13 protein-coding genes are annotated in these 15,315 nt (G+C 61.0%); 6 read left to right on the plus strand and 7 right to left on the minus strand.

What is annotated here, in order from left to right; all coding sequences use genetic code 11:
- Nucleotides 1-4: 4 nt before the first annotated feature.
- The 3 genes from BFP95_RS04835 to BFP95_RS04845 all read right to left on the minus strand — a co-directional run bounded on the left by BFP95_RS04835 (nt 5) and on the right by BFP95_RS04845 (nt 4,198).
- Nucleotides 5-784, minus strand: a complete 780-nt coding sequence (locus BFP95_RS04835) for a GNAT family N-acetyltransferase (RefSeq protein WP_065890936.1) — start codon at nt 782-784, stop codon at nt 5-7.
- Nucleotides 785-1,057: 273 nt separating this feature from the next.
- On the minus strand, nt 1,058-3,121 hold the full coding sequence (treS, locus tag BFP95_RS04840; RefSeq protein WP_065880566.1) for a maltose alpha-D-glucosyltransferase: 2,064 nt from the start codon (nt 3,119-3,121) through the stop codon (nt 1,058-1,060).
- Nucleotides 3,122-3,430: 309 nt separating this feature from the next.
- On the minus strand, nt 3,431-4,198 hold the full coding sequence (locus BFP95_RS04845; protein ID WP_175405793.1) for an AraC family transcriptional regulator: 768 nt from the start codon (nt 4,196-4,198) through the stop codon (nt 3,431-3,433).
- Nucleotides 4,199-4,388: 190 nt separating this feature from the next.
- Between BFP95_RS04845 and BFP95_RS04850 the strand changes: the two genes are divergently transcribed.
- The 5 genes from BFP95_RS04850 to BFP95_RS04870 all read left to right on the plus strand — a co-directional run bounded on the left by BFP95_RS04850 (nt 4,389) and on the right by BFP95_RS04870 (nt 10,828).
- A complete protein-coding gene (locus BFP95_RS04850; RefSeq protein ID WP_065872986.1) occupies nt 4,389-6,014 on the plus strand; it encodes an APC family permease in 1,626 nt (541 codons plus the stop codon).
- A gap of 12 nt (nt 6,015-6,026) precedes the next feature.
- Nucleotides 6,027-6,953: a 4-hydroxyproline epimerase gene (locus tag BFP95_RS04855; RefSeq protein WP_065909391.1), complete on the plus strand. Its 927-nt coding sequence runs from the start codon at nt 6,027-6,029 to the stop codon at nt 6,951-6,953.
- A 42-nt stretch (nt 6,954-6,995) separates the two neighbouring features.
- Nucleotides 6,996-7,943, plus strand: coding sequence for a dihydrodipicolinate synthase family protein (locus BFP95_RS04860; RefSeq protein ID WP_065872984.1), 948 nt, complete (start codon nt 6,996-6,998; stop codon nt 7,941-7,943).
- Between the two features lie 62 nt (nt 7,944-8,005).
- Nucleotides 8,006-9,577, plus strand: coding sequence for an aldehyde dehydrogenase (NADP(+)) (locus BFP95_RS04865; protein ID WP_065880569.1), 1,572 nt, complete (start codon nt 8,006-8,008; stop codon nt 9,575-9,577).
- Nucleotides 9,578-9,580: 3 nt separating this feature from the next.
- Entirely contained in the window at nt 9,581-10,828 is a 1,248-nt protein-coding gene (locus BFP95_RS04870) for an NAD(P)/FAD-dependent oxidoreductase (RefSeq protein WP_065872982.1), read from the plus strand.
- 142 nt (nt 10,829-10,970) lie between these two features.
- Here the strand turns inward: BFP95_RS04870 and BFP95_RS04875 are convergent, their stop codons facing one another.
- From BFP95_RS04875 to BFP95_RS29760, 4 genes are all read right to left on the minus strand, one after another.
- Nucleotides 10,971-11,909, minus strand: coding sequence for an ADP-ribosylglycohydrolase family protein (locus BFP95_RS04875; RefSeq protein WP_065880571.1), 939 nt, complete (start codon nt 11,907-11,909; stop codon nt 10,971-10,973).
- A 35-nt stretch (nt 11,910-11,944) separates the two neighbouring features.
- Nucleotides 11,945-12,925, minus strand: coding sequence for a GlxA family transcriptional regulator (locus BFP95_RS04880; RefSeq protein WP_065872980.1), 981 nt, complete (start codon nt 12,923-12,925; stop codon nt 11,945-11,947).
- Nucleotides 12,926-13,264: 339 nt separating this feature from the next.
- The gene (locus BFP95_RS04885; protein ID WP_065872979.1) at nt 13,265-13,873 is read right to left on the minus strand and encodes a LysE family translocator; all 609 of its coding nucleotides are present in this window, start codon (nt 13,871-13,873) and stop codon (nt 13,265-13,267) included.
- Nucleotides 13,874-14,140: 267 nt separating this feature from the next.
- Nucleotides 14,141-14,287, minus strand: coding sequence for a hypothetical protein (locus BFP95_RS29760; protein WP_175402973.1), 147 nt, complete (start codon nt 14,285-14,287; stop codon nt 14,141-14,143).
- A 180-nt stretch (nt 14,288-14,467) separates the two neighbouring features.
- Between BFP95_RS29760 and BFP95_RS04890 the strand changes: the two genes are divergently transcribed.
- Nucleotides 14,468-15,295: a DMT family transporter gene (locus BFP95_RS04890; protein WP_065890931.1), complete on the plus strand. Its 828-nt coding sequence runs from the start codon at nt 14,468-14,470 to the stop codon at nt 15,293-15,295.
- Nucleotides 15,296-15,315 lie beyond the last annotated feature (20 nt).

The raw sequence follows: 15,315 nt of genomic DNA on the forward strand, positions 1-15,315 counted from the left end.
AACCTCAAAACGACTGTTGAGACTTCAAGTAATGCCGTGCATAACGACTGTCCAACTTCGACAGCGGCAATAAGATAAAAAAGTCCGCAACGTTAAATTCCTTATCCCACGCAGGCACACCACATACCCAGCCACCGCTGCGTAAATAACCTTTGAGCAACGGTGGCATGCGCGGTATATACCCAGGCTCGAATGCCTCAATAGGAAAGGGTATGTGGGGGAGTACCCGATAGTCGGCAGGCGCCAGATTTTCCGAGGTGAAGCTGCGGTACAACGCCGCCGCATTGTGGCCTCCACTGGACAGGCTCACACTCGCGCACCCCATCAAATGGTCACAGCCCTCGCGCTCCATATACCTCGCCAGGCCTGACCACAGCATCATGATCACGCTGCCACTGCGGTACTCGGGGTGGACACACGCATGCATGGCTTCAACGGTTCTGGGGCGTAAAGACTCTAATCCAGTGAGATCGAATTCTCTCTCCGAGTAATAGTGCCCCATGCGTTGTGCCGCTGTCGGGCCCATCAGGCGATAGGCGCCCACCACAGCCGAAGTCCGGGTGTCGCGAACCAGCAGGTGGTCGCAATAGTCATCGAACTCATCAGTATTTAATGCCTCGGGGTCAGCCAGTGTGGACAGTTTAAACGTGTCGGTGAACACACGATGACGCAGGCGTTGCACTTCACGTACTTCATCTTGTGTCGTGGCGAGACTGACCACTAACTGTGCACGTTGCACGGGCGCAGTTGAATGTTCATCACGGGGTACCGGCTGAGATCGCATTTCTGTTCCTTTGAGTCACCGCGCTATTAATCAGCACGTAGTGAGCGAGACACTACATGCAGTTTTATATAGGCAGCGTAAGGAAACTCTGAAAGCGTTCGCGAACTTTTAACGCCCTTCCCTAATAATTAAAATCACTTGTTCACACGGTTGTGGCGAGTGGGCTTGCCCGCGTTGGGCTGCGTAGCAGCCCTAAAACCAGACGCCGCGAATTATCTGAATAGGCGGGGTGGCAGCGCGGGGCAAGCCCGCTCACTACACGATGCGGTAACGCTAGAGGGGTGAACTACTGACCACCCGCAGCGCCAACCCCTCATATGCGTCCAGGGTAATGGTGAACGCCCCCTCCGCCGTCAGGTCTCCCTCCACGCGCTCATTGATGATATCCACCACCATCCCGGCAGCAATATCAAGCAAATGCAGGGTTTCGGTGATCGGCGTGGCGCCGAAGTTCAGCGCGGTGATTTGCGTGCCTTTACCGGCCGGCAACTCGTGGACCATCACCAGCAGCCCCGGGTTTTCGACTTCCGGCACCTGGATCTGGCGACTGGCCGCGATATCGTAGGCGCGGCGTACCGCGAGGATTTTCTGCAGTTGCGAAGCGAAGGATTCGGGGTCCTGCAACTGGCTGTTCAAGCTGCCGTAAAGGCTCTTCGAACGTGGCATATGGCCGGCAGACAGTTCTGCCTCAGGGTTCAAATCCACCAGGTCATACGCGCCGCGATGAATCCAGCGCGTATCGCCATCGCGCATCAGATGCTCGACTTCTTCGGCCGCCAACGGCAGCGCGCCGACCAGGTCCCAGCCGGACAAGGCAAACACCCCAGGCTGCATCGCGTTGTACATCACCAGCAGCAGATGGATCTGGCGGATTTGCTGGATGTCCGCCTGGGTAATCGCGTCGAGGTCACGAATCCCCAGCGCCGCCGTAATGATGCTGGCGGTGGTGCACGACACGCCATTGGTCACGAACTTGAGGTTATACGGCGCATGCTCGCCGGCCAAACGTTCGTACATCTGCTCGCGAATGTGCTCGCGCAGGATGTTACCGGGGAAGGTCTGGCCCTGATAAAGGAAGGTGTCATGGGCATGCAACGTCCAGAAATGCACCAGTTCCAGGGTCAGTTCATCGTGGTTCTGCAACGCGTGGATCAGCGAGCCGGGGTCGATGCCCTGGCGGTGCATTTCGCGCAGCATCAGGCGCAGGAACTCGGCGTCGCCCATCAACAGCGCATGCTGGTACGCCGGGCGGGTAATGAAGTCATAGGACAGGTCGGCACCGCCATGGGACATGGACGCAATGTCGTCCACGGTGAGGTTCAGCTCCTGGAAGCTGAAACCGCCCGCCTTGCGGATCGCGCCGCCCAACAACTGGTTGCCGGTGATCGACAGCGGATGGCTCTCGGACCAGGCCGTGCCATCCAGCTTGCGCTCCACACCGAGGAACCCGTTGGCATCCAGGCGCAAGATCTTTGCGCCCATTACGTCGATGGCATGCAGCGCATCGCCAATGATCATCTGCTGCGCGGCAAAGGTTGGGTCCAGCCAATTCAGCGACGGCTGGCCTTCCTTGAAGTAATGCAGGTACACCCAGCGACGCGGCTTGCCATCTACGCCCAGCACGACGTTGGTTGCGCTCCAGTCGGTTTCCTTGACGCCGGGTTCGAAGAAAATCACCCGCTGCAACTGGCCGACGATGTAGTGTTTGTCACGCAACGCATCGACCTGCACGGGGCTGAGGTTCTGCGCATCGCGCCCCGCGACCACGTCGGGCAGCAACGACCAGTCTTCTTCGCGAATTTCCACCATGTGGTAAAGGCCGGGATAGTCCTCGTACGCCATCTCGGCCAGGCGAAAGTCCGCGCCCTTGCCGGTGTGGGACGGGATCACGTCGTCGATAATCACCGCATTGTGCGCCGCCGCCATGCGCGTCAACGCCTGTAACTGCGCTTCGGTGCCCAATTCAGGGTCGATCTCGAAGCTGATGCGGTCGAAATTGCCGTCGATGGTCGGCGTGTGCTCGGTTCCGCTCAGGCCGCCGGACTTTTTCAGTGGGCCGTTGTGGATGCCTTGAATGCCGATTTTCGACAGGGCGTGCCACAGCGCCTCATCCCCCAGCGCTTCCAATACCGTGCCACCTTCACGGGTCACGATCGACGCCGGGTAGGCGGTGAACCACACCGACGACAAGGCCGTCGCATCACGGGGCCGGGTCTGTGCGTAAGGCTGTTGCCACAACCGGCCCTGCCCCGAATAGAGCTTGGCCCGCTGGCGTGCTGCATGCAGCATCGATTGTTCCACCAGCCAGTTCACATGGTTGTTTTCAGCCGCCGTCATAAGCCTGATACCTGTCGTCGTGAAGCATTACTCGTGAACATATGAGGGTTGTGTGGGCCATTCGTTGCATCGGGATGGTGCTGGCGATGGACTGTAGTGAGCGGGCTTGCCCCGCGCTGGGTGGCGAAGCCGCCCCAGTAAAGACACCGCCGAGTTCCAGATAAAACCAAGTCGCATGGTTTGGGGCGGCTTCGCCACCCAGCGCGGGGCAAGCCCGCTCACTACAAGTTATCCACCGGTCTGCCTGTTAAGCCAAGGCGTACCCATCGCAGGCAAGCCAGCTCCCACAGAAAAGCACCGTCTAGATACTTAGCGGGTTTCCCGATACTGCCTCGGCGTAAACCCCGTCGATGCCTTGAACTGCCGCGTAAACGCGCTGTGGTCGGTATAGCCGCACTGCAACGCAACCTCGGTAATCGGCATGTCGGTATGCAGCAACCGATGCGCGTGCTCCAGGCGCACTTTCTGGATCATTTGCCGAGGTGTCAGGTGGAACACGCGTTTGCAGTAACGCTCCAGCTGCGCCACTGAAATCCCGGCGATGCGCGTCAGCTCACCCAGGGTGACGCGGCGGTTGAAGTGCGCGCGGATGTGCGCGTCCACGGCGGCCAGGCGTTGGTAGGCCGGGTGGCTTTCGCTGGCGGTTTGCAGGTCCACGGAGATACCCGCCAGGCCCATGATCTCGCCCGCGTGGTTGTACAGCGGCCACTTGTGGGTCAAGCACCAGCCGGGTTCGCGGGTGCCGTACAGGTGCAATTCAAGCTGGTCTTCCAGCACAAAGCCTTGCTCGAGCACACGCCGGTCCTGTTCGGTGTAACCCGGTCCCAATTGCGCGGGGAAGACTTCAGCGCTGGTCTTGCCCAGCAGCGGTTGCAGGTGTTTGAGGCCGCAGCGTTGCACCAGGGTGCGGTTGGCGAGGACGTAACGGGCCTGGGTGTCCTTGATGAAAATCGCCGCATTGGGAATCACATCCAGCATCGGCAATAGCTGCATCACACCGGCCAATAAGTGCTCGATGGTGTGGGGGCGATTCGCCTCGCTCCCTTGGCAAAGGGTCGCAAACGCGCTCTGCATCATGACTGTCCCCCTCCCCCGAAAATTGCCTCGATGCGTAGCAGATTGCCCGATGCCCAGGGCGCTGTCGAGCGGTGCAAACTGTGCTGATTTCGTCATCGATGCCGGTAAAAAACATCAATCGCGCCGCCGTTCATGAGTTCACTGTAGGGCCACTGCATGCCTATCCAATAACTCACAAGAAGGCGACGCTATGTCAGGTCAAGGCAAGTTCAAGAAACAACTTTCATTGATGGACCTCACCTTTATCGGGCTGGGCGCCATCTTTGGTTCGGGCTGGTTATTCGCGGCCAGTCACGTGTCTGCAATCGCGGGCCCTGCGGGGATCATTTCCTGGCTTATCGGTGGTTTCGCCGTGCTGCTGCTGGGCATTGTGTACTGCGAACTGGGCGCTGCATTGCCCCGCGCCGGCGGCGTGGTGCGCTACCCGGTTTACTCCCACGGCCCGCTGCTGGGCTATTTGATGGGCTTTATCACGTTGATCGCGTTCTCGAGCCTGGTAGCCATCGAAGTGGTTGCCTCGCGTCAATACGCCGCGGCGTGGTTTCCCGAGCTGACCAAGGTCGGCTCAAGCGACCCGACCACCCTGGGCTGGCTGGTGCAATTCGCCCTGCTCTGCCTGTTCTTCGTGCTCAATTACCGCAGCGTAAAAACCTTTGCCATCGCCAATAACCTGGTGAGCGTGTTCAAGTTCATCGTGCCGTTGCTGGTGATTGGCGTGCTGTTCACCTTCTTCAAGCCGGCGAACTTCCAGGTCCAGGGTTTCGCACCGTTTGGCCTGTCGGGCATCGAGATGGCGGTGTCGGCCGGCGGGGTGATTTTTGCCTATCTGGGGCTTACGCCGATCATCTCGGTGGCCAGTGAAGTGAAGAACCCGCAACGTACGATCCCCATTGCGTTGATCCTCTCGGTGTTGCTCTCGACCGCTATCTACGTGCTGCTGCAAACCGCATTCCTCGGTGGCGTACCCACGGAAATGCTCGCCAACGGCTGGGCCGGGATCAGCAAGGAGCTGGCGCTGCCTTATCGGGATATCGCCCTGGCGCTGGGTGTGGGTTGGTTGGCGTACCTGGTGGTAGCCGATGCGGTGATCTCCCCCAGCGGCTGCGGCAACATCTACATGAACGCTACCCCACGGGTGGTGTATGGCTGGGCGCAGACCGGTACGTTCTTCAAGGTTTTCACGCGTATCGATGAGAAGTCCGGCATTCCGCGCCCGGCACTGTGGCTGACCTTTGGCTTGTCGGTGTTCTGGACCCTGCCGTTTCCGTCCTGGGAAGCGCTGATCAATGTGGTGTCCGCGGCGCTGATTCTCAGCTACGCGGTCGCCCCTGTCACCGTCGCCGCGCTGCGTCGCAATGCACCAGAGATGGCGCGCCCGTTCCGCGTCAAAGGCATGGCGGTGCTCGGCCCGCTGTCGTTCATCATCGCCGCGTTGATCGTGTACTGGTCCGGTTGGAGCACCGTTTCCTGGCTGCTCGGCCTGCAAATCCTGATGTTCGTGGTGTACCTGCTGTGTGCCCGCTGGGTGCCGACCGCGCACCTCAATCTCAAACAGCAAGTGCGCTCTTCAGCCTGGCTGATCGGCTTTTACGCGGTGACCATCCTGCTGTCCAAGCTCGGCAGTTTTGGCGGAATCGGTGTCATCAGCCATCCGTTTGACACTGCGGTAGTCGCGGTCTGCGCACTGGGCATTTACTACTGGGGGGCTGCCACCGGAGTACCAGCGCACCTGGTACGCCTGGAGACCGAAGACGATGAAAGCGAGACGGTGGACGAGCCCCACACCCACGCCCCGCTCACCCCGGCCACCCATTGATTGGAGCGTTTTATGAAACGATTGCATGTGATCGACTCCCACACCGGCGGCGAACCGACGCGCCTGGTCATGAGCGGCTTCCCTGCGCTGAACGGCGACACCATTGCCGAACAACGAGTGCACCTGCGCACCGAGCACGATCAATGGCGCCGCGCCTGCCTGCTGGAGCCGCGTGGCAATGACGTACTGGTCGGTGCGCTGTACTGCGAGCCCGTCACCCCTGGCGCGGTGTGTGGGGTGATCTTCTTCAATAACGCCGGTTACCTCGGCATGTGCGGCCACGGCACCATCGGCCTGGTCGCGTCCCTGCACCACTTGGGGCGCATCCAGCCCGGCGTACATACCATCGACACGCCGGTCGGCCCGGTTGCGGCAACCTTGCACGAGGACGCCAGCGTGACCCTGCGCAACGTGCCCGCCTACCGTTTTCGCCAACGGGTGCCGGTGGACGTGCCGGGCCATGGCGTGGTCTACGGCGATATCGCCTGGGGCGGCAACTGGTTTTTCCTGGTGTCGCAGCACGGCCAGACGTTGCAGATGGACAACGTCGACGCGCTGACCGATTACACCTGGGCAATGCTCAAGGCCCTTGAAGACCAGGGCATCCAGGGTGAAGACGGCGCGCTGATCGACCATATCGAACTGTTCGCCGACGACGACCTGGCCGACAGCCGCAACTTCGTGATGTGCCCCGGCAAAGCCTACGACCGCTCACCCTGCGGCACCGGCACCAGCGCCAAGCTGGCCTGCCTGGCCGCCGATGGAAAACTCGCGCCCGGTGAAACCTGGACACAAGCCAGCATCACCGGCAGCCAATTCGAAGCGCGCTACGAATGGGACGGCGAGCGTATCCGCCCCTTCATCACCGGCAGCGCCTACATGACCGCCGACAGCACCTTGCTGATCGACGAGCGCGACCCTTTTGCCTGGGGCATCTGAGCCCCGGCCGTATTCAACTGAACGACTCCAGGAGTTAGAACAATGAGCGACAACATCTTCACCGGCTGCATCCCCGCCCTGATGACCCCGTGCACCGCTGAGCGCAAACCGGACTTCGACGCCCTGGTCGCCAAGGGCCGCGAGTTGATCGATATCGGCATGAGTGCCGTGGTGTATTGCGGCTCCATGGGCGACTGGCCGCTGCTCACCGAGGCCGAGCGCCAGGAAGGTGTGGCACGCCTGGTGGCGGCGGGCGTGCCGACTATCGTTGGCACCGGCGCAGTGAACAGCCGTGAGGCGGTAGCGCACGCGGCCCACGCTGCCAAAGTCGGCGCCCATGGCCTGATGGTGATCCCGCGCGTCCTGTCCCGAGGCGCCTCCGCCACCGCGCAAAAGGCGCACTTCTCGGCAATCCTCAAGGCTGCGCCCAACCTGCCGGCGGTGATCTACAACAGCCCGTACTACGGCTTTGCCACCCGCGCCGACCTGTTCTTCGAACTGCGCCGCGAACACCCGAACCTGATCGGCTTCAAGGAATTCGGTGGCGGTGCCGACCTGCGCTACGCAGCCGAACACATCACCTCCCAGGACGATAACGTCACGCTGATGGTTGGCGTCGACACCCAGGTGGTGCACGGCTTCGTCAACTGCAACGCCACCGGCGCCATCACCGGTATCGGCAATGCACTGCCTCGGGAAGTCTTGCAACTGGTGGCACTGAGCAAAAAAGCCGCCAAGGGCGATGCCAAGGCCCGCCGCCAGGCCCGTGAACTGGAAGCCGCGCTGGCAGTGTTGTCATCGTTCGATGAAGGCTGCGACCTGGTGCTGTATTACAAGCACTTGATGGTGCTCAACGGCGACAAGGGCTACGCCCTGCACTTCAACGAGACCGACGCCCTCAGCGACGCCCAGCGCCGTTACGCCGAGCATCAGTACGCGCTGTTCCGCCAGTGGTACGCCAACTGGTCGGCAGAACAGAACGTCGCCTGACCCCTTACGCGCCGCTGTGGTTCTCGCAGCGGCCAACCCCACCTTTTTTCCAGGACGATTCCATGACTCTGACGGGCAAGATGCTGATCGGTCAGCAACTCATTTGCGGCAATCGCGATGCGATCCGGGCGATCAATCCCGCCACCAACGCAGCCTTGGAGCCCGCCTACCTGGGCGGCGACGGCGAACATGTCGCGCAGTCGTGCGCATTGGCGTGGACGGCCTTTGATCTCTACCGCGAAACCTCACTGGAGGCCCGCGCGACCTTCCTTGAGTCCATCGCCACACACATCGAAGCCTTGGGCGATGAGTTGATCGAACGCGCCGTTGCCGAAACCGGCCTGCCCCGTGCGCGCATTGAAGGCGAACGCGGCCGCACCTGCGGGCAACTGCGCATCTTTGCCCGCACCGTGCGTGCCGGGGAATGGCTGGATGTGCGGGTAGATACGGCGCAGCCGCAGCGTCAGCCACTGCCACGGCCAGACCTGCGTCAGCGCCACATCGCGTTGGGCCCGGTGGCCGTGTTTGGCGCGAGTAACTTTCCGCTGGCGTTTTCCGTGGCCGGTGGCGACACCGCCTCTGCACTGGCCGCCGGTTGCCCGGTAGTCGTCAAGGCCCACGGTGCTCACCCGGGCACCAGTGAGCTGGTGGGCCGGGCAGTGGCGCAAGCGGTGAAAGCGTGTGGCTTACCCGAGGGCGTGTTTTCGCTGCTGTACGGCTCGGGCCGTGAGGTCGGTATTGCGCTGGTTACCGACCCGCGCATCAAGGCCGTCGGCTTTACTGGCTCTCGCAGCGGTGGGCTTGCGCTGACGCAAGCAGCGCAGGCACGGCCCGAGCCGATTCCGGTGTATGCGGAAATGAGCTCGATCAACCCGGTGTACCTGTTCCCGGCGGCGTTGGCGGCTCGGAGTGAGGCACTGGCCCAAGGTTTTGTAACCTCCTTGACCCAGGGTGCCGGACAATTTTGTACCAACCCAGGACTGGTGATCGCGGTACAAGGGCCGGATCTGGATCGCTTCATCCGCAGGGCGGCTGATCTACTGCCGAACTGTGCAGCGCAGACCATGCTTACGCCCGGTATTTCCAGTGCCTACGCTTCAGGTGTGGGCGCCTTGACTGAACACGCCAAGGTTGTTGCGAAAGGTCCGGCGGCCACCGGTCCCAACCAAGGACAGGCGCATTTGTTCGTGACGCAGGCGAGCGATTTCTTGGCCAATGAACCGCTGCAAGCCGAAGTCTTCGGCGCGGCATCCTTGATCGTTGCATGCGCCAACCCCGAAGATGTGCGACAGGTTTCTGAACACCTGGAAGGCCAACTCACCGCCACCCTGCATTTGGACGAAAACGACCTGCCAAACGCCAAGGCCCTGCTGCCGGTGCTTGAACGCAAGGCCGGGCGCCTGTTGGTCAACGGCTGGCCAACCGGGGTCGAAGTGTGTGAGGCCATGGTCCACGGCGGCCCCTTCCCGGCCACCTCGGATTCGCGCAGCACGTCGGTGGGCACGGCAGCCATCCAGCGTTTCTTACGGCCGGTGTGCTATCAGGATTTCCCCGATGCGTTGTTGCCCGGCGCGCTCCAGCACGGCAACCCGTTATTGCTGCGGCGCTTGCTCGACGGCCAGAGAGAGGCGTAGGCCATGTCCGATCCCGATATCGTAGTGGTCGGCGCCGGCATTATCGGCGTCGCCTGTGCACTGCAACTGGCGCGTCAGGGCCGGCACGTGGTGGTGGTCGACCAGCAGGAACCCGGCATGGGTGCTTCCTATGGCAACGCCGGGCACCTGGCGACCGAACAGGTGTTTCCGATTGCCGACCTGTCGATCCTCAAACGCTTGCCCGGCATGCTGCTCGACCCCATGGGCCCGCTGCGCCTGGATTGGAAATACCTGCCGCGCGCCCTGCCCTGGTTCCTGCGCCTGTTATTGAACCTGCGCCCGGCCAGCTATCAGCGCACGGTCGCGGGTATCCGCGTGCTCAACGAGGGCAGCCTGGGCGCCTGGCAGCGCCTGCTGCATAGCATCGGGCGCCCGGAGTTGTTGCGTGAAGAGGGCTCGCTGCTGGTGTTTGAACGGGCGGACTCACGGGACGCCCTGGATGCCTTGCAACAGCGTATGCACGCGCAACAGGTGCCCGTCGCGTTCTGGTCCGGCGACGCGATACGCCAGGCTGCACCGCAATTGAGCGACAACATCCGAGGCGGGCTGTTTTTCCCCAGCACCGGGCACTTCCTGGACCCCTACCAAGTGGTGTGCGAGCTGGTCCAGGCAGCCAAGGCCAGTGGCGTGCAATTCCTGAAGCGCCAGGTGCTGGATGGACGCGTGGAAGAACACGGCGTCTCACTCACCACCGACCAAGGCCCGCTCGCCGCACGGCAGGTGCTGGTCGCCTGCGGTGCCCACTCAGCCAAACTCACCGCTGCACTGACCGGTAAAAAAGTCCCGCTGGACACGGAGCGCGGCTATCACCTCATGCTGCCCCACGAACAGCAGCGCCTGCCGTTTGCCGTCACCTCCTTGGAACGCAAATTCATCATGACGCCTATGGCCGACGGCCTGCGACTGGCCGGCACCGTGGAATTTGCCGGCCTCGACCGCCCGGCGAATATGGCGCGCGCCTGGCAGTTGCATCGGTTGAGCAAAGGGTTGTTCAGGCAGGACCTGAGTGCGGAAGGTGCAACGCCGTGGATGGGGTTCCGGCCGTCGTTGCCGGATTCGCTGCCGGTGATTGACCGGGTGTGCGACGGGAAAGTGCTGCTTGCGTTTGGGCATCAGCATTTGGGGTTGACGCAGGCGGCGGTGACGGCGGAGTTGGTTGGGGAGTTGGCGAGCGCGAATCGAGGAGCGGCAGCACCGGCACTGGAGGCTTATCGCCTGGACCGATTCTAAAAAATCAATTGCCGACAACAATTCATGGAGTGTAAGCAGTGCAAATGTGGGGCTTGCTCGCGAATGCGGTGGGTCAGTGATTGACGCTGTGACTGATACACCGCATTCGCGAGCAAGCCCGCACACATTTAAACGTGTGTATCTATAGATACGTGTCCGTTTGATTGGCGCGTTGTTCAGTAGAAACCTTGAACAAGGCATCAGCCATTTCCTGAATATCCTCCCGCATCCAGAGCTTTTCCAGCCATCCCGCCGGAATACCTTGCACCCCATAATGCGCACCGGCCAATTGGCCGACGATGGCAGCGGTGGTGTCGGCGTCATCGCCCAGGTTCGCGGCTGCCAACACAGCGTCTGCGAAATTGTCTGTGTTCAGTACGCACCAAAGCGCAGCCTCCAGCGACGCCACGGCGTAACCGGAACCGGTGACCTGCTCCCGAGTTTTGTTGCGATACTCGCCTTGGGCAATTGCCACAACCTTTGGCGCAGAAAGACCGGCGCTTGAGACGGTCGCTAGCTGTTCCTTTGGCACCCCATTCAAGGCGTTACTGATTGCCCGCGCCAACACCACACAGCACTCGATTGCCTCTTGGGCGCCATGGGTCGTACGGGAACTTTGACGGGAAAAATCGTCGACGCGCCGAAGGTCTGGAAAGTAAAACAGCACGATCGGCGCGAGACGCATCATTGAACCGTTTCCCGCGGAAAAAGGGTCAGTAGATCCTGCAAACGGATCACCGTGCGCCTCAAAAGCCGCCAGTGCCGAACGCACGGTCATGCCGATATCAAAACAATCACCCGTGGAGCTCAAGTAGCCCCACTTCCACCAGTTCAAATACCGGCCCATCTGGTCGGCGGGATCAAACCCACCTTTACGCACCAAGCTTTCCGCCAAACACAACGCCATTGAGGTGTCGTCAGTCCATTGCCCCGGCTTCAGGGTGAACGGCCCGCCCCCCACCATATCGGTGAGCGGCGTGAATGTGCCGCGTGGCATGAATTCAACGGTAGTGCCCACTGCATCACCGCACGCCAGGCCCAATAAGCTGCCGCGATAACGATCCAAACGTGTAAGAGGCATAGGTCTTCCTTGAAAAAAATGAGTCAGGCATAACTCTACTTGACCAACCGCTTCTCCTTGGAGGGGCGATATCCGAAATACGAGCTATAGCACTTGCTGAAATGGCTCGGTGAGACGAACCCGCACGCCACCAGCACCTCCACCTGAGACAGCTCGGTGTGTTGCAGCAACCGGCGTGCTTCGGTGACACGCAGTTCCATGTAGTAACGCTGCGGCGTGGTGCCCAGTTGTTCCTTGAACAACCGCTCAAGCTGGCGGCGGGAGCGGCCGGCGTAGACAGCCAACTGGTCGAGTTCCAAGGGCTCTTCGAGGTTGGCGTCCATGAGTTTTACGACTTCACGCAGGGGCGCGCTGACGCTGACGTTTTCGGTGGGTTTGATACGCCGGTAGCGGGATTCTTCGAAGGCCAGGATGTCTTCGATACCTTCGACCAGGGCTTTGTCGTGCAAGCCCTTGATCCAGTCCAGCGCCATATGGAAGGCGCCGGAGGGGCTTGACGCGGTGAGGCGGTCGCGGTCGATCACGTAAGGTTCGCTGGTGACGTGGGCAGCCTTGGACACTTCCGCCAAGGCCGGGCGATGTTCGGGGTGAATGGCGCAGCGATAGCCTTGCAGCAGGCCGGCGCGACCGAGGAACCAGGCACCGTTCCATAGGCCGGCGAGGCCGACGCCGTGTTCGGCGGCGTTGCGCAGCAGGTGGATGAAGTCTTCGCTCGCCTTGAGTTCAGTGCGAAAACCGCCGCAGATCACCAGCAACTCCAGGTCTTGCAGGGCCGCCACGTCGAGGCGTGCGTCGGGGCGGATCACCAGGCCCAGGTCGCTGTTGACTTCGCCATCGTCCCAGCCGAAGGTGCGCGAAGCGAATAATTCCGGACGCAGCAGGTTGGCGGTGACGAGGGTGTCCAGGGTCTGGGTGAATGCAGGCAGGGAAAAGTGCTCAAGCAGCAAGAAGCCGACACGGGTCACCGATGCTGGCTGCTGGGTTTCATTGAGGTAGCGCAGGTTCTTGCCTTTCATGCCACCGCTGAATTGACGTCTTTCCATCGAGGGTTGGCCCACTTTTATTGTTGATGCAGTGGGCGCCATCTTAGGGGGAAACGCGTTGGCTGTCTCAGGCACTGATCTTGAGAAAACCGCAAACGCTCAAAGCCCGTGGCAGAACAGGGGTCGGGCCATCTGATACGGTTTTTTCTTTGCTATCTGCGCCTGTATTGAAATGCGGGTGAGGCGGACAATGGCCCCATTCCCTACCCACTCTGCGGAGGCCTTATGGCCAAGATGGCACTTTTCCTGTTCGGCTTTTTGGTGTTGACCATCGGCATTGGCTTGCTGGCGACCATCTCGCCGGTCTGACACTCAGCCGGCAAACAGCATCGGGTACAGCGACAGCACCAGCAAACCGGCCATCGACCCGTTGAACAGTCTTAGCCAGCGCGGCTCACGCAATACACTGCGCAAGCCACTGCCACACCCGACCCACACGCACACGCTGGGCAAGTTGACCACGGCGAACACCAGCGCAATCACCAGCACATTGGTGACATAGCCTTCAGCCGGCGTATAGGTGGTGATGGCCCCGAGCGCCATGATCCAGGCCTTGGGGTTCACCCACTGGAACGCCGCCGCGCCGAGGAAGGTCATGGGCTTGCCCTGCTCATCGTTGCTGTCGGACAGGCCGCCCGCCGTCGCGATTTTCCACGCCAGGTACAGCAGGTACGCCGCGCCCACGTAGCGCAACAGCGTGTAGGCCCATGGAAACACCTTGAACACCTCGCCCAAGCCAAGGCCCACCGCGATCACCAGCACCATGAAACCGATGCTGATCCCAAGCGCATGGGGCATCGACCGGCGGAACCCGAAATTCACCCCCGAGGCGAGCAGCATGGTGTTATTGGGCCCTGGCGTGATCGAAGACACAAAGGCGAACAGCACGAACGCTGACAACAGACTGCTAGACATGTACATGATGCGGCATCCAAACGGGGGGTATGCCTGCGACAGTAGAGGGTTATTGAGCCCCCTGCCCCGTACAGCCACGGCACGATTGAGGCATACACTTTTTTGCCAACGCTTTCACAAACCTTTCACAGATGACGCTCTATGGTGGACCCAGCTCCTAATGAACATCCTTTTAGCCCGCGCTCCCCACGCGGGCTTTTCTTTGCCTGGGGTTTATCGCAGGAAAAAAAACAGGCAAGCCATTGTTCATGACTTGCCTGCGGCGCTGATGATTTAACGCGGGCCTGGGCCACCGCCCTGACCATGCCCGCCACCGTGCCCACCGCCACCACCACCCGGCGGCATGAATATCCAGCAGCCCGACAAGCTCGACAACAGCGCGACGACAACAGCCGCCTTGGTTAGATACTTCAACTTCATGACATCACTCTCTTACTTGACGAGATTAACTTCTCGTTTGATATGACAGTGCAAGGAGAAGTGCGTCACGGCTATCGTGTAACCTGATGGTAGGGTTTGTATGCGTGACGGTACAACGTGCCGTCACGCCATGAGTAACAACTGACTTCCGTCAGGTCACTGTGTTGCTTAACATGGCGCATGCCTTTTCCGATTGTGTTACTCGTTCTCTTCGCCGCCCTCTTGCACGCAAGCTGGAACGCGTTGTTGCGCGCCGGCAACGACAGGCTGTGGTCAATGACCGTGATGTGCCTGGCGGTTGCCATCGTCAGTACTGGCATTGCCCTGAGTCTCCCATCACCCGCCGCGGCGAGTTGGCCTTACGCGGTCCTGTCGGGCGTCCTGCACGTGGGTTATAACCTGTTCCTCGTGCGCAGCTACAAGATGGGCGACCTTGGGCAAACCTACCCGATTGCCCGTGGTTCCTCACCCATTCTGATTACGCTGTTCGCCTTGGCATTTGCGGGTGAAGCCGTAGGCACGAGTGCCCTGCTGGGCATCGCATTGGTATCGGGCGGCATCATTTCGCTGGCCTTCAAGCAACGCAAGCTGGCCGTCCCCAGTTTGCCCTACGCCTTGGGCACGGGATTTTTCATAGCGGCCTACAGCGTGACAGATGGCATCGGCGCAAGGCTGTCCGGCGCACCCCTGGCCTACACCGCATGGATGTGTGCACTTTGGGGCGTACTGATGCCACTGGTGTACATCGGCCTGCGCGACGCACGCAGCCTGTTCACCCCACGCCAGGGCTTCGTCACCGCCTTGATGGGTGGGCTCGTCTCGCTCCTGGCTTACGGCATCGTCATCTTTGCCATGTCTGAAGCGCCCATGGGAGCCGTCTCGGCCCTGCGCGAAACCAGTGTGGTGTTTGCGGCCTTGATCGGCTATTTCTTCCTGGGCGAGTCACTGACTGTCCGTAAAGTGCTGGCGTGCGTTGTCATTGCCACCGGCACGATCCTTATTGGCTGACCTTCCCCCACTCATAAAAG

This window comes from Pseudomonas sp. 58 R 12, assembly GCF_900005865.1.
GTDB lineage: Bacteria > Pseudomonadota > Gammaproteobacteria > Pseudomonadales > Pseudomonadaceae > Aquipseudomonas > Aquipseudomonas tritici.

Excerpts from the sequence above, each read along its gene's own strand:
- BFP95_RS04835 (WP_065890936.1), bottom strand. The coding sequence starts at position 784 with ATGCGATCTCAGCCGGTACCCCGTGATGAACATTCAACTGCGCCCGTG.
- BFP95_RS04845 (WP_175405793.1), bottom strand. The coding sequence starts at position 4,198 with ATGATGCAGAGCGCGTTTGCGACCCTTTGCCAAGGGAGCGAGGCGAAT.
- treS (WP_065880566.1), bottom strand. The coding sequence starts at position 3,121 with ATGACGGCGGCTGAAAACAACCATGTGAACTGGCTGGTGGAACAATCG.
- BFP95_RS04880 (WP_065872980.1), bottom strand. The coding sequence starts at position 12,925 with ATGAAAGGCAAGAACCTGCGCTACCTCAATGAAACCCAGCAGCCAGCA.
- BFP95_RS04870 (WP_065872982.1), top strand. The coding sequence starts at position 9,581 with ATGTCCGATCCCGATATCGTAGTGGTCGGCGCCGGCATTATCGGCGTC.
- BFP95_RS04885 (WP_065872979.1), bottom strand. The coding sequence starts at position 13,873 with ATGTACATGTCTAGCAGTCTGTTGTCAGCGTTCGTGCTGTTCGCCTTT.
- BFP95_RS29760 (WP_175402973.1), bottom strand. The coding sequence starts at position 14,287 with ATGAAGTTGAAGTATCTAACCAAGGCGGCTGTTGTCGTCGCGCTGTTG.
- BFP95_RS04875 (WP_065880571.1), bottom strand. The coding sequence starts at position 11,909 with ATGCCTCTTACACGTTTGGATCGTTATCGCGGCAGCTTATTGGGCCTG.
- BFP95_RS04855 (WP_065909391.1), top strand. The coding sequence starts at position 6,027 with ATGAAACGATTGCATGTGATCGACTCCCACACCGGCGGCGAACCGACG.
- BFP95_RS04890 (WP_065890931.1), top strand. The coding sequence starts at position 14,468 with ATGCCTTTTCCGATTGTGTTACTCGTTCTCTTCGCCGCCCTCTTGCAC.
- BFP95_RS04865 (WP_065880569.1), top strand. The coding sequence starts at position 8,006 with ATGACTCTGACGGGCAAGATGCTGATCGGTCAGCAACTCATTTGCGGC.
- BFP95_RS04850 (WP_065872986.1), top strand. The coding sequence starts at position 4,389 with ATGTCAGGTCAAGGCAAGTTCAAGAAACAACTTTCATTGATGGACCTC.
- BFP95_RS04860 (WP_065872984.1), top strand. The coding sequence starts at position 6,996 with ATGAGCGACAACATCTTCACCGGCTGCATCCCCGCCCTGATGACCCCG.